The following is a 13,170-nucleotide window of genomic DNA, read 5'->3' on the forward strand; positions in this document are numbered from 1 at the left end:
GCTCAGCCGTGGACGCGCTTGACCCACGACGCGGGGTCGAGGATCTCGGCGCGACCGGGCAGGTTGGCCGGCTCGGCCCAGACCTGGTTGAACCCGTCCAGGCCGACCATCTGATTGACCTCGCGGACGAAGACCGCCCCGTCGCGGTACTGACGCATCTTGGCATCGATCCCGAGCAGGCGGCGCAGCATGCGATCCATGGGGCTGGCGCCCTTGCGCCGCTCCGTGAACTTGCGGCGGATCTCCTCGACGCTGGGAATGACCTCGGGGCCGACACCGTCCATCACGACGTCGGCGTGGCCCTCCAGCAGCGACATGATGCCGGTCAGCCGGTCGACGATCTCGCGCTGCCGCTCGTTCTGGAACACATCGGACAGCGCGGCGTCCGACTCGCCCTTGACGATGCGCACGATCTCGCCGACCCCGTCGGAGAGCATGGACGACAGCGCCGAGGAGTCCAGATCGGTCGCCTCGATGAACTCGTCGATCAGCGACTTCATGTGCCCGCGCATCCAGTCGACCGCGGTGAACTGCACCCGGTGGGTCTCCTCGTGCAGGCAGACCCAGAGCCGGAAGTCGTGCGGGTCGACGCCGAGCTGGCGCTCCACCTCCACGATGTTGGGCGCCACCAGGAGCAGCCGTCCACCCTCACCGGCCGGTCCGTCCCAGAACGGGTCGAACTGGCCGAGCACCTTGGACGACATGAACGACATCAGCGCGCCGACCTCGGCGCCGGTGACCTTCTCGCCGATCGCGCGGCCGAACACACCCGGCCGTTTCTCGGAGGCCGCGAGCTTCGCCACCACCGGGTCCATCAGGGTCCGGAAGGTCTCCAGATTGGCCTCGATCCAGCGCGGACGGTCGATCACGAGCACCGGCGCGGTGGCCGACGTGGCGTGCAGGTCGCTGAACTCGCGCACGGGGCCCTCGGAGCGGGCGGCTCCCTCACGCAGCTCGGCGACCGTCTCGGCGGCCTCGTCCGGCGACATCTCGGGTCCGGGGCGGGACAGCTTGGTCGCCGTCGTGAGGGCCAGGTTCCAGTCGATCATGTGGCAACGGTACGCGCCGAGCGGTAGGCCGAACGCCGAAAGATCGCTCTGGCTAGCCGCAGGAGCAGCCGGCGATGGCGGCCGCGGCCCGGTCGAGGGCGGCCTGCGCCTGCAATGGCTGGTCCTTGTCCGACCGGTCGGCCATCAACGCGAACAGGACCGGACGGCCGTCGGCATCGGTCCCGTAGCCGGCCAGCGAGTGGACGCCCGACAGCGTGCCGGTCTTGGCGCGCACCGTCCCCCGCGCCGCGGTCAGCTGGGCGAACCGGTCGACCAGCGTGCCGGTGAACCCGCTGACCGGCAGGTCGGCCACCAGCTCGGACGTGCGGGGAGCCGCCAGCGCCTGGCGCAGCACCTCGACGAGCATCACCGGCGTGATGCGGTTGCGGCGCGACAGCCCACTGCCGTCCTGCAGCACCAGGCCCGTGGTGCTGATGCCGGCGGACTCCAGGGACGCCCGCACCGCGGCCGCCCCGCCCTCGAAGTCGGCGGGCTGCCCGGCAGCGACAGCGACCAGTCGCAGCACGACCTCGGCCGCCTCGTTGTCGCTGACCCGCACGAACGTCTCGACGATCTGGGCGAGCGTCGCGCTGCGCACCCGGGCGACGAGCTCGCTGCCCGCGCCGGCGACTGCGGCCTTCGGGGTGCCGCTGACGTCGATGCCCTGCTTCGACAGGAGCTCGGCGAAGGTCCGTGCGGCGCCTGCGGCCGGCTCCCGGTCACGGATCCCGCGGGTGACCCCCTGGTCGGCCCACAGCGCGGAGACGGGGGTGACGATGTTGGCTGTCACGTAGGACGGCTCCCAGCCGGGGCTCGCGTCCGGGCCGGTGAACAAGGAGGCGTCGTAGCCCAGCGTGACGGTCGTCGTACCGGTCTTCTTCAGCGCCGCAGCGGTGCGCTTGGCCAGGGTCGTCAGGTCGGCCCGGTAGACCCGGTCGGCGCCCTTGCGCGGCGGCTTGGTCGCCAGGTACGGATCGCCGCCGCCGACCAGCACGATGCCGTCACCGGATCGCACGACCGAGGTCGCGAAACGGGTGTCCGGGTCGATCGTGGCGAGGGCCGCGAACCCGGTCAGCAGCTTGGTCGTCGAGGCCGGCACGTAGGGGCGGTCGGCCTCGGTCGCGACATCGGCGGCGGTCGGCCCGGTGACCGCGAGACCGACCCGCGGTCCGAGCACCGACTCGCCGAGCTCGCCGCGCACGACCGCCGCCACCTTGGCCGGGTCGATCGGTCCGGGGCTCGCGGCGTCCGGCGTCGGGACGGGCGGTGCCGCGAGGATCTTCAGGCCCTCGGGATCCACGACCGCCGACGAGCCGCAGTCGCCGTCGCAGATGAACCGGTTGAGGTCTCCCCGGCCCCACAGGGTCACTCCGAGGGCCACGACCAGTCCTGCCACGACCAGCGGGATCAGCAGCGCCGTGACACGGCCCACGACCCTGCTTCCGCCATGACCTGCCACATGCGCCAGACTATAGAGACCCTCGACGCGGCGCCGCCAGGCATCGCGCTCCCCACATTTCAACCGCCGGAGGCAACAGTGATTTTCGACGTCACCGTGGAAATCCCCAAGGGCAGCCGCAACAAGTACGAGGTCGACCACTCGTCGCACCGCATCCGTCTTGACCGCACGCTGTTCACCGCTACGCAGTACCCGGCGGACTACGGTTTCATCGACGACACCCTCGGGATGGACAGCGACCCGCTGGACGCGCTCGTGCTGCTGTCCGAGCCGACGTTCCCCGGCTGCGTCATCTCGTGCCGCACGATCGGCATGTTCCGCATGACCGACGAGGCCGGCGGAGACGACAAGGTCCTGTGCGTCCCGGCCAAGGACCCGCGCCAGGAGCACCTGCGCGACATCCACCACGTGCCGGAGTTCGATCGTCTCGAGATCGAGCACTTCTTCACCGTCTACAAGGACCTCGAGCCGGGCAAGTCCGTCGAGGGCTCCACCTGGACGGGCCGGGTCGAGGCCGAGGCCGAGATCCAGGCCAGCTACGACCGCTTCAAGGCCAACGGCGGGTACTGAGGTACATCACAGCTCGGACACGCGGCTCGACGTCCAGCGTTGAGCCGCGCCCGATCTAGCCTGTCTCGGTGCCGCTGCGCAAGCTCCTGATCGCGGCCCTCGGATCACTGCTGTTGACCGTGGGCCTGGCTGCTCCTGCCTCGGCGCGCCCGGCCAGGGTGGCGGCCCCGTACGTGACGGCCGCCTCGCCGCACACGCTCACTGTCGAGTGGCCCCAGGTGCGCGGCGCCCGCCGGTACACCGTCCACGTGGCGGCAACTCCCAAGAAGGCGAGCCGGACCACGAAGCGGTCCCACTGGTCCCACGGCAAGAAGACCAGGCTCAAGATCAAGAACCTGTCCTCGAAGCGGCGCTACTGCTTCACGGTCAAGGCCGTCCGCGGCGGCACGAGCGGCAAGCGCTCGGAGCCGGTCTGCGCGCACACCCTGCGCCGGACCATCAAGCCGGGCGGCCACCGCGTCTCGGTGGCGACCTTCAACGTCTGCGCCGCCGCGGACAACTGCAAGAGGTGGACCAAGAAGCGCGAGAACGCCATCGTGCAGCGCATCGTCGACGCCCGGGCGGACGTCGTCGCGATCCAGGAGATCACCCGCAAGGCGGACAAGCTGGCGTCCCGGCTGGCCAAGCACGGGTACACCCGGTACGCGGCGCCCACCCGCAAGGTCGACGAGGCCATCTACTACCGGACCGCCGTGGCGGACATGGCCGTCACGACCGAGCCGGAGCAGGTGTGTGAGGTCGAGCCCTACGCGGGCGCCGAGGACACCGCCGCGTGGCGTTTCCCGCGGCACTACGACGCGGCGTCCCAGCGCTGGTACGCGTTCCGCACCAGCAGCTGGACCACCGAGGAGCCGGTCTGCCGCGAGCGGAACGCGCCGGTCGAGCACGAAGGGCGCATCGGATCGCCGACCGGCGCGTCCGCGGCGTGGGCGGCGTTGCGGCTCAAGCGCACGGGCCAGACGTACGTGTTCGTCTCGGCGCACCTGTCCCACGGTCGGACCGCGAAGGACGGGCGGCTGCGCGGACGGGAGACCAAGCAGCTGATCCGCAATGCCGAGCGGATCGCCGGGCCGCTCCCCATCATCTTCATGGGCGACTTCAACTCCTATCGCGGTGGCCCGGCGGGCGATGCCCCCCGCAAGGAGATGGCCAGGGCGGGCTGGATCGACACCTTCGACGCCTCGGACACCTACACCCGGCCCTATGTCAGCAGCTTCAACGGCTGGCGCCCCAAGGTCTCCACGATGAAGCACTGGGGCGGTCACATCGACCGCATCTTCATCCGCCCGTCGATGGGATCGACCTCGTGGCGGGTCGTCGCCAAGACCAAGAAGCGGCGCTACGTCGGCGTCCAGGCATCGGACCACAACGCGGTGCGGACCACGATCCTGCTGCCCTGAGCGGAGCAGACGCTGTGACATCGCGCACACTGGAGTGATGATGCGCTCCTGGCGGGTCATCCCCGCGCTCGTCCTCACCGTCCCCGTGCTCGTCGCGACGCCGGCCGTCGCGGACCGCCCCGACCTGCGGGTCTCGGTCGTCCAGGACGGGCTCAGCCATCCGTGGGACCTGGCCTTCCTGCCCGACGGGAGGATGCTGGTGACCGAGCGGGACTCGCGGCGGCTGAGCCTGGCGACACCCGGTGGCCCGCGCCGCACGGTGCTCACCGCGCCGCGACACATGTGGGCCGCCGGGGAGACCGGCCTGATGTCGGTCGAGGTCGCCGCCGACTTCGCCCGGAGCCGCGGGATCATCACGTGCCACGGCTATCGCCGGGGCGGCGTGCAGGACGTCCGGGTCGTGCGGTGGCGGCTCAGCTCGGCCGGCACCTCGGCGTCGTACGTCCGCACACTGGTGTCCGGGCTGCCCTCGACCAGCGGCCGCCACGGCGGCTGCGCCCTGGCGAAGGGTCCGCGCAACCAGCTGTACATCGGCACCGGCGATGCGGCCACGGGGCGCAATCCGCAGCGCCTGACCTCCGGCGGCGGCAAGGTGCTGCGGGTCGACGCGACGACCGGACGCCCCGTGGCGTCCAATCCGTTCATCCGCAGCAGCAACCGCATGAAGCAACGCGTGTTCACCTACGGGCACCGCAACGTGCAGGGTCTGGCGCGGCGCAGCGACGGCACGATGTGGTCGGTCGAGCAGGGCAGCTATCGCGACGACGAGGTCAACCGGCTGGCCAAGAAGGCCAACTACGGCTGGAACCCGGTGCCCCGGAAGGCCACGGACCCCGCCTACAACGAGGGCGCCGGCTCACCCATGACCGACCACCGCCTGCCGGGCGCTCAACGGGGGGCGCGGTGGCGGTCCGGGAGCAGCACGGTGGCGGCGAGCGCGGGCGCATTCGTGACCGGCCGCTCGTGGGGCGACTGGAGAGGCGCTCTGGCCGTCTCGGCGTTGAAGGACACCTCGCTGCGGCTGCTGCGGTTCAGCAAGGGCGGCAGCCTGCGGGGGACGTGGAAGCCGGCCGCGCTCGACGGCAGGTACGGCCGCCTGCGCGGGGCCGTCGCCGGGCCGGACGGTGCGCTGTACGTGACGACGTCGAACGGGACGAACGACAAGATCCTGCGGGTGACGGCCGGCGGCTGAGCCGGGCGTCTCAGGCCTGCGTCCCGCTGAGCAGCGCGCGCATCGTGTCGGCGAAGACGCCGACGTCGATCGTCTGGTCGAGCGAGCGCAGCGTGCCCAGGCCGATGCCCAGGCTGAGCAGCGCCGTGGCCGCCTGGTCGGCGTCGACTCCCTCGATGCCGGCCTCGGCGGTGACCTGCCGGACCAGGTCGGCGATCGCGACGCGGATCGCGCGGTGCCGCTTGACCAGCTCGGTGGCCACATAGGTGCTCTGCCGGGCGATGGCGCCGAACTCGACCTCGAGAGCCGTCCAACGCGGCTGTCCGAGCCCTTCGCGAGCCCAGGCAGAGAATGCCTCGATGCGTCCGTCCAGATCGGTGTCCTGCGTGAACGCACGGACCACGCCGATGATCTGCTCCTCGTGGATGCTGTCGAGCACCGCCATGCAGAGCTCTTCCTTGCCGGCGAAGTTGGAGTACACCGCACCCTTGGAGAAGCCGGCCCGCAGCGCGACCTTGTCCAGCGAGGTCGCGTTGTAGCCGTCGGCCAGGAACATCTCCCGGGCCACGGCGATCAGCGCCTCCCGCGTCTGCGCCTGGCGCTGCGCCCGGCTGACCTTGATGTTGCTCGACACACCTGCTCCTCGTCCGGCGGATCCGTGTTCCGGATGCCTCTTGCATCATACTCAGATACCGCTAGTATCTGAAATGTGATCTCCAAGGACATCGTCATCATCGGCACCGGGTTCTCCGGCATGGGCATGGCCATGAAGCTACGCGCATCCGGCCGCGAGGACTTCGTGATCCTCGAGAAGGCGCAGGACGTCGGCGGAACCTGGCGCGACAACACCTATCCCGGGTGCGAGTGCGACATCCCCAGCCACATGTACTCCTTCTCCTACGAGCTCAACGCCGACTGGAGCAAGAGCTTCTCCGGGCAGGAGGAGATCTGGTCGTACATGCGCAACGTCGCCGACGAGCAGGGCATCCGGCCGTACATCGACTTCGGTGTCGAGGTCACGGGGGCGTCGTGGGACGAGAGCCGCCAGCGCTGGACGGTCCGCACCGCCGGCGGCGAGGACTACGAGGCCCGCTTCGTGGTCGCCGGGGTCGGCGGGCTGCACATCCCCAACATCCCCGAGATCACCGGGGCCGAGACGTTCGAGGGGCCACGCTTCCACTCCGCGACCTGGGACCACTCGATCGACCTGGCGGGCAAGAAGGTCGTCGTGATCGGCACCGGCGCCAGCGCGATCCAGTTCATCCCGATCATCGCGCAGGAGGTCGGCCAGCTGACGGTCTTCCAGCGCACTCCCCCGTGGGTGCTGCCCAAGAACGACAAGCCGATGCCCGAGTGGCGCAAGAAGCTGTTCGCGAAGGTCCCCGCGGCGCAGCGGATCTACCGCGATGCCCTCTACTGGGGCCTGGAGGCGCGGGCGATCGCGTTCAACGGCCACCTGAACGTCCTGCCGTTCGCCGAGAAGATCGTCACGCGACAGCTGGAGAAGAAGATCCCCGATCCCGAGCTGCGGGCCAAGCTGACGCCGGACTACCGGCTGGGCTGCAAGCGGGTCCTGCAGTCCAACACGTACTACCCGACGTTCCTGCGCGACAACGTCGAGCTGAGCACCGACGGCGTCGCCGAGATCGTCAGCGACGGCGTCATCGACGGCAATGGCGTCAAGCACGAGGCCGATGTCATCATCTACGGCACCGGCTTCCACGTCATCGACGCCTTCGACTACCTCGACATCAAGGGCCGCGACGGCGTCGACCTGGCGGCCCAGTTCCGCGAGAACGGCGTCGAGACGTACATGGGCATCATGGTCAACGGCTTCCCGAACCTGGCGTTCATGCTGGGACCCAACACGGCGCTGGGCCACAACTCGGTGGTGTTCATGATCGAGCAGCAGACCAAGTTCATCATCCGGCTGCTCGACGAGCTGGACGCCCGTGGCGCGGCCGCGGCCGAGCCGACGTGGAAGGCCCAGAGCGAGTTCAACGAGGAGATCCAGCGCCTCGTCGAGAAGGGCATCTGGACGCAGGGCGGCTGCACCAGCTGGTACCTGGACAGCCACGGCAAGAACCGCACCATCTGGCCGAAGTTCACCTTCCAGTACTGGTGGGAGACCCGCAAGGTCGACCCCGCCGCCTTTGCCTGGGAACGCGCTGCCTGACCCACCTCCCCCCTGAGTGCGACGTTCTCCACGCGGTCCCCGCGTGAGCGGTGCAGGAAACGTCCCACTCAGCGGGGAGGGGGGTCAGCGGGGGCCGACGTCCGTCACGGTCACGGCGGCCTCGCCGATCTCGTCGCTGCGGGCCAGGTCGACCGTCGCGCTGATGCCCCAGTCGCGGTCGCCCTCGGGATCGTCGAAGGTCTGCCGGACGGTCCACGTCTCCGGGCCCTCCTCGACCATGAACAGCTCGGGCCCACGTGATCCGGGACCGGTGCCGATGTTGGTCGCGAATCCCGACTCGGCCGGGTACTCCTCGCGGTATGCGGCCATCGCCGCCTGCCAGGCCTCGGCGTCCCACTCGGAGTCCGGCTCGAGCGCGGCGAGCTCGGTCCAGCGGCCGAAGGCGGCCAGCTCGACCCGGCGGAACATCGCATTGCGCACCAGCACCCGGAAGGCCCGGGTGTTGCCGGTGACGGGGCGCGGCGTCTCGCTGGCCATCGCCTGCGGCCGCACCTCCAGGGGGTCGACGCCCGGGGCGATGAGCTGCTCCCACTCGTCCAGCAGCGAGGAGTCGGTCTGACGGACGAGCTCGCCGAGCCACTCGGTGAGGTCCTCCAGCTCGGTGTTGCGGGCCTTCTCCGGCACGGTGCGCCCCAGCGTCTTGTAGACGTCCGACAGGTAGCGCAGAACCAGGCCCTCCGAGCGGGCGAGCTGGTAGTCGCCGATCAGCTCGGAGAACGTCATCGCGCGCTCCCACATCTCGCGCACGACCGACTTGGGTCGCAGCTCGTGGTCGGCGACCCACGGGTGCCCGCCGCGGTAGGTCTCGTAGGCCGCGGTCAGCAGCTCCTCGAGCGGCTTGGGCCAGGTGATCTCCTCGAGCAGCTCCATCCGCTCGTCGTACTCGATGCCGTCCATCTTCATCTCGTTGATCGCCTCCCCGCGGGCCCGGTGGCGCTGGGCGTTGAGGATCGGCCGCGGGTCGTCGAGCGTCGCCTCGATGACCGACACGACGTCGAGCGCGTACGTCGGCGACTCCCGGTCCAGCAGCTCGAGCGCCGCGACGGCGAACGGGGACAGCGGCTGGTTGAGCGCGAAGTTGGCCTGCAGATCGATCGTCAGCTGCAGCGTGCGGCCCTCCTCGTCAGGCGGGTCGATGCGCTCGACGACCCCGCCGGCCAGCAGGGCCTCGATGATCTCGTCGACCTGCGCCAGCATGCGGTCCTGCGCCTCCTCGGTCTCCCCGCTCTCGCGCAGCAGGTGCTCGAGGGCCGCCCGCGCGTCGCCGGGTCGCGAGATGACGTCCAGCACCATCGCGTGGCTGACCTTCATGCGTGAGTGGAGCGGCTCGGGGGTGCCGGTCGAGAGCTTCTCGAACGTGCCCTGCCCCCAGGACACGAATCCCTCCTGGGGCTTCTTGCGGTTGATGCGCTTGAGCTTCTTGGGGTCGTCGCCGGCCTTGCGGACCAGGCGCGCGTTCTCGATCTCGTGATCGGGGGCCTCGACCACGACGTGCCCGATCGTGTCGTAGCCGGCCCGGCCGGCTCGGCCGGCGATCTGCTGGAACTCGCGGACCTGCAGCTGCCGCTGGCGGGTGCCGTCGTACTTGGACAGTCCGCTGAACAGCACGGTGCGGATCGGGACGTTGATGCCCACGCCCAGCGTGTCGGTGCCGCACACGACCTTCAGCAGTCCCTGCTGCGTCAGCGTCTCGACCAGGCGGCGGTAGCGCGGCAGCATGCCGGCGTGGTGGACGCCGACGCCCATCCGGATGAGTCGCGACAGCGTCTTGCCGAATGCCGAGGAGAATCGGAAGTCCCCCAGCGCGTCGGCGATCGTGTCGCGCTCCTCGCGGGTCGCCACCTTGATGCTGGTCAGCGCCTGCGCGCGCTCCAGCGCCGACACCTGCGTGAAGTGGACGACGTAGACGGGCGTCTGGCCGGTCTCGATGAGCTGCTCGAGGGTCTCCTGCACGGGGGTCGTGACGTACTCGCTGACCAGCGGTACGGGGCGCTCGGTGGACGACACGACCGTCGTCTCGCGACCGGTGCGCCGGGTCAGGTCCGCCTCGAGCCTCGTGGTGTCGCCGAGCGTGGCCGACATCAGCAGGAACTGCGCCTTCGGGAGCTCGATGAGCGGGACCTGCCACGCCCAGCCTCGCTCCGGATCTGCGTAGAAGTGGAACTCGTCCATCACGACCAGGCCGATGTCGGCCTCGGCGCCCTCGCGAAGTGCCATGTTCGCCAGGATCTCGGCGGTCGCGGCGATGATCGGGGCGTCGGCGTTGACCGCCGCGTCGCCGGTGACCATGCCCACGTTCTCGGCCCCGAAGATCTCGCACAGGTCGAAGAATTTCTCACTCACCAGGGCCTTGATCGGTGCGGTGTAGACACTGCACTCCCCGCGCGCGAGCGCTGCCGCCATCGCGCCGGTCGCCACGAGGCTCTTGCCCGAGCCGGTGGGGGTGGCAAGGATGACGTTGTTGCCTGCGACGCACTCCAGGATCGCCTCGTCCTGGGCGGGATACATCGTGATGCCGCGGGACTCGACCCACTCGGCGACGGCTTCGTAGACCGCATCCTCATCGGTGGTGACACCCTTGGGCAGCAGATCGACGAGACGCATGGTCGCCATTGTCCTCCGGCCATCCGGGCCGTGGACGCGCGCCACCCGCGAATTCCCTAAGCAAGCGCTTACCGATGCGCTATCGTCGGGCCATGAAGGCGATCCAGATCACATCCCTTGACGGACCCGCAGCGGTCGAGCTCCTCGACGTCCCCGAGCCCGTGCCGGGCGACGGCCAGGTGCTGATCCGCGTGCACGCGGCCGGCGTCGCGTTCCCGGAGGTGCTGCAGAGCCGCGGGCTCTACCAGATGAAGCCCGAGCTGCCGTTCACGCCGGGCGCCGAGATCGCCGGCGAGGTGGTCAGCGCCCCGGAGGGCTCCGGCCTCGTCCCCGGCGACCGCGTCGCGGCCCTGTGCCTGCTGGGCGGCTTCGCCGAGCTGGCCGTCGCACCGGCCACCGAGACGTTCAAGCTGCCCGACAACGTGTCGTACGAGCAGGGCGCCTCGATCATCTTCAACTACGGGACGGCCTACTTCGCCCTCGTCGAGCGCGGCAAGCTGCAGCCCGGCGAGTCGGTCCTCGTGCAGGGGGCGGCCGGCGGCATCGGGACGGCGGCGATCCAGGTCGCGAAGGCATTCGGCGCCGGTCGCGTCGTGGCCGTGACCTCGACCGTCGAGAAGGGCGCGGTCGCCCTCGAGGCCGGGGCGGACGAGTTCGTGCTCGCCGACGGCTTCAAGGACGCCGTCGTGGCCGGCGGCAAGGTCGACATCGTGGTCGACCCGGTCGGCGGCGACCGGTTCACCGACTCGCTGCGCTGCCTGGCCGATGACGGCCGCGTGCTGGTCATCGGCTTCACCGCCGGCGAGATCCCGACGGTCAAGGTCAACCGCCTGCTGCTGAACAACATCTCGGTGGTCGGCGTCGGCTGGGGCGCGTACGTCCTGGCCCGCCCAGGGCACATCGCCGGCGAGTGGGACGCCCTCACGCCGCACCTCGAGAGCGGGGCCCTGCGTCCGGTCGTGGGGCCGACGTTCCCGCTCGCCGAGGCGTCCGCCGCGCTGCTGACGCTCGACGAGCGCCGCGCAACCGGCAAGGTGCTGCTGACCATCTGACCCACACCGCCGACGCGTGGGTTACGCACGCCGACGCGTGGCTTACGCACGCCGACGCGTGGGTTGCGCTCAGCACAACCCACGCGTCGCGGTTCACAACCCACGCGTCGCGGTTCACAACTCACGCGTCAGCGTTCGCTGTCGAGCATCGCCATCTGCTCGGCGGCGTAGCGCGTCCCGGCGACCTTGTCGGCGGGCATCGCGGCCTCGATCGCAGCGAGCTGGTCGGCGGTCAACGTCACGTCCGCTGCGCCCCAGGCTCTCGGTGGCCACGACCTGCGCGCCTGACCGTATGGTCGGTACGTGCCTGAGTTCAACGGATTCCCCGAGGCGGCCCTCGACTTCTACGACGACATCGAGATGGACAACACCAAGACGTTCTGGGAGGCGCACAAGGACGTCTACAGAACCGCCGTGGCCGAGCCCATGAAGGCGCTGACCGCAGCGCTGGCCGACGAGTTCGGCGAGGCGAAGATCTACCGGCCGTACCGCGACGTGCGGTTCGCCAAGGACAAGACCCCGTACAAGACCCATCAGGGCGCCTTCGTCGCGAAGGGCCCCTCGACCGGCTACTACGTCCAGATCGGGGCGCCGGGCGTCCGGGTCGGCGTCGGCTACTACGAGGCGTCCGGGCCCCGGCTGGCCAGCATCCGCGACGCGATCGTCGAGGACCGCCGCGGCGGCGAGCTCGAGCGGATCATCAAGAAGATGACCGCCTCCGGCTGGGAGCTCGGCGGTGACAAGCTCAAGACCGCGCCCCGCGGCTACGACGCCGACCACCCGCGGATCGACCTGCTGCGGCACAAGTCGATGACGCTGGGCAAGTCGTATGGCTTCGACCCGGTCATCCACACCCCCGAGCTCATCGACCGGATCCGCGCCGACTGGCGAGCTGCGACCCCGTTCGTGGAGTGGGTCCGCACCTACGCCAAGGGCTGACTCCGGCCCCAAGATTTGGCCGATGATCAACCGTTTCCTCGTCCGTCAGGGACAAGAATGGTTGTTCATCGGCCAAATTTCGGCTGGTGGCTTCCCCATGCCCCTCGGCAGATGTCGGTCAGATTCCCAGCATGTGCCCCGCGGCCTGCCATCGCAGCACTTGCGGCCAGGCCGGGTCGGCGCAACCATGGGGCGACCGACCACAGGGAGCCCCCCATGTACGTCATCATCACGACCGACGGCTCGAAGCAGTCGTTGCAGGCCGCGCGTTATCTCAAGTCCGTCGCCGATCCGGACACCATCACGTCGATCGCGGTGCTCGCGGTCATCAGTCCTCTCGCGGCCGTGCCGTTCGCGACCGCCGACAAGGGACGGCAGGACCCGGCGGACATGTCCTTTCGGGAGTCCGCGACGGCTGCCACCAAGGAGGTCGCCGCAATCCTCGCCGGCTGGGGCCCCAAGGTCACGACCCAGATCCGCAGCGGGTCCCCGGCCTCGGAGATCGTCAAGGCCGCCAAGGCCAAGGACGCCGGTCTCATCGTCCTGGCCGCCCGCAGCTCGCGCGCCGAAGCCGTCCTGATGGGCTCGGTGGCGCACCGCGTGCTCAACCACGCGCCATGCCCCGTGCTGGTCGTCCCCCCTGGCACGAAGATCAAGGCCAAGAGCAAGGCCAAGCCGGCCGCGGCCGCCAAGAAGCCGGTCGCCAAGAGCCCTTCGTGACGGGGAGCC

The 13,170-nt window shown here is 70.0% G+C and carries 11 protein-coding genes; 7 read left to right on the forward strand and 4 right to left on the reverse strand.

Features of this window, described 5'->3' with window-relative positions:
* Positions 1 to 2: 2 nt before the first annotated feature.
* Positions 3 to 1,049 carry a zinc-dependent metalloprotease gene (locus NQV15_RS16155; RefSeq protein ID WP_232403918.1) on the reverse strand — a complete coding sequence of 349 codons (1,047 nt, stop codon included), beginning with the start codon at positions 1,047 to 1,049 and terminating at the stop codon, positions 3 to 5.
* Between the two features lie 52 nt (positions 1,050 to 1,101).
* A complete protein-coding gene (dacB, locus tag NQV15_RS16160) occupies positions 1,102 to 2,481 on the reverse strand; it encodes a D-alanyl-D-alanine carboxypeptidase/D-alanyl-D-alanine endopeptidase (RefSeq protein ID WP_232403919.1) in 1,380 nt (459 codons plus the stop codon).
* Positions 2,482 to 2,586: 105 nt separating this feature from the next.
* Here dacB and NQV15_RS16165 point away from each other — a divergent pair, with 105 nt between their 5' ends.
* The 3 genes from NQV15_RS16165 to NQV15_RS16175 all read left to right on the forward strand — a co-directional run bounded on the left by NQV15_RS16165 (position 2,587) and on the right by NQV15_RS16175 (position 5,670).
* Positions 2,587 to 3,078 carry an inorganic diphosphatase gene (locus NQV15_RS16165; RefSeq protein WP_232403921.1) on the forward strand — a complete coding sequence of 164 codons (492 nt, stop codon included), beginning with the start codon at positions 2,587 to 2,589 and terminating at the stop codon, positions 3,076 to 3,078.
* Between the two features lie 68 nt (positions 3,079 to 3,146).
* Complete coding sequence (locus NQV15_RS16170; protein ID WP_232403923.1) at positions 3,147 to 4,478, forward strand: endonuclease/exonuclease/phosphatase family protein; 1,332 nt, start codon at positions 3,147 to 3,149, stop codon at positions 4,476 to 4,478.
* Between the two features lie 37 nt (positions 4,479 to 4,515).
* Complete coding sequence (locus tag NQV15_RS16175; RefSeq protein WP_232403925.1) at positions 4,516 to 5,670, forward strand: PQQ-dependent sugar dehydrogenase; 1,155 nt, start codon at positions 4,516 to 4,518, stop codon at positions 5,668 to 5,670.
* A gap of 10 nt (positions 5,671 to 5,680) precedes the next feature.
* Here NQV15_RS16175 and NQV15_RS16180 read toward each other — a convergent pair whose 3' ends face one another.
* Positions 5,681 to 6,283, reverse strand: a complete 603-nt coding sequence (locus NQV15_RS16180) for a TetR/AcrR family transcriptional regulator (RefSeq protein ID WP_232403927.1) — start codon at positions 6,281 to 6,283, stop codon at positions 5,681 to 5,683.
* A gap of 75 nt (positions 6,284 to 6,358) precedes the next feature.
* Between NQV15_RS16180 and NQV15_RS16185 the strand changes: the two genes are divergently transcribed.
* On the forward strand, positions 6,359 to 7,825 hold the full coding sequence (locus tag NQV15_RS16185) for a flavin-containing monooxygenase (RefSeq protein ID WP_232403928.1): 1,467 nt from the start codon (positions 6,359 to 6,361) through the stop codon (positions 7,823 to 7,825).
* 84 nt (positions 7,826 to 7,909) lie between these two features.
* Here the strand turns inward: NQV15_RS16185 and NQV15_RS16190 are convergent, their stop codons facing one another.
* Entirely contained in the window at positions 7,910 to 10,450 is a 2,541-nt protein-coding gene (locus tag NQV15_RS16190; protein ID WP_232403929.1) for a DEAD/DEAH box helicase, read from the reverse strand.
* A gap of 92 nt (positions 10,451 to 10,542) precedes the next feature.
* On the opposite strand from NQV15_RS16190, the gene NQV15_RS16195 reads away from it, so the two are divergent.
* The 3 genes from NQV15_RS16195 (at position 10,543) to NQV15_RS16205 (ending at position 13,161) form a co-directional block, all read left to right on the forward strand.
* Positions 10,543 to 11,502 carry an NADPH:quinone oxidoreductase family protein gene (locus NQV15_RS16195; RefSeq protein WP_232403932.1) on the forward strand — a complete coding sequence of 320 codons (960 nt, stop codon included), beginning with the start codon at positions 10,543 to 10,545 and terminating at the stop codon, positions 11,500 to 11,502.
* A 303-nt stretch (positions 11,503 to 11,805) separates the two neighbouring features.
* A complete protein-coding gene (locus NQV15_RS16200) occupies positions 11,806 to 12,441 on the forward strand; it encodes a DUF2461 domain-containing protein (RefSeq protein ID WP_257125065.1) in 636 nt (211 codons plus the stop codon).
* A gap of 216 nt (positions 12,442 to 12,657) precedes the next feature.
* Positions 12,658 to 13,161 (forward strand): universal stress protein, encoded by a 504-nt coding sequence (locus NQV15_RS16205; protein ID WP_232403934.1) that lies wholly within the window; start codon positions 12,658 to 12,660, stop codon positions 13,159 to 13,161.
* Positions 13,162 to 13,170 lie beyond the last annotated feature (9 nt).

The sequence above is a fragment of the Aeromicrobium wangtongii genome (genome assembly GCF_024584515.1).
Taxonomy (GTDB): Bacteria; Actinomycetota; Actinomycetes; order Propionibacteriales; family Nocardioidaceae; genus Aeromicrobium; species Aeromicrobium wangtongii.

Bases quoted from the DNA above. Each gene is read 5' to 3' on its own strand.
- NQV15_RS16155 (WP_232403918.1), bottom strand. From the start codon at position 1,049: ATGATCGACTGGAACCTGGCCCTCACGACGGCGACCAAGCTGTCCCGC.
- NQV15_RS16175 (WP_232403925.1), top strand. From the start codon at position 4,516: ATGATGCGCTCCTGGCGGGTCATCCCCGCGCTCGTCCTCACCGTCCCC.
- NQV15_RS16190 (WP_232403929.1), bottom strand. From the start codon at position 10,450: ATGCGTCTCGTCGATCTGCTGCCCAAGGGTGTCACCACCGATGAGGAT.
- NQV15_RS16195 (WP_232403932.1), top strand. From the start codon at position 10,543: ATGAAGGCGATCCAGATCACATCCCTTGACGGACCCGCAGCGGTCGAG.
- NQV15_RS16205 (WP_232403934.1), top strand. From the start codon at position 12,658: ATGTACGTCATCATCACGACCGACGGCTCGAAGCAGTCGTTGCAGGCC.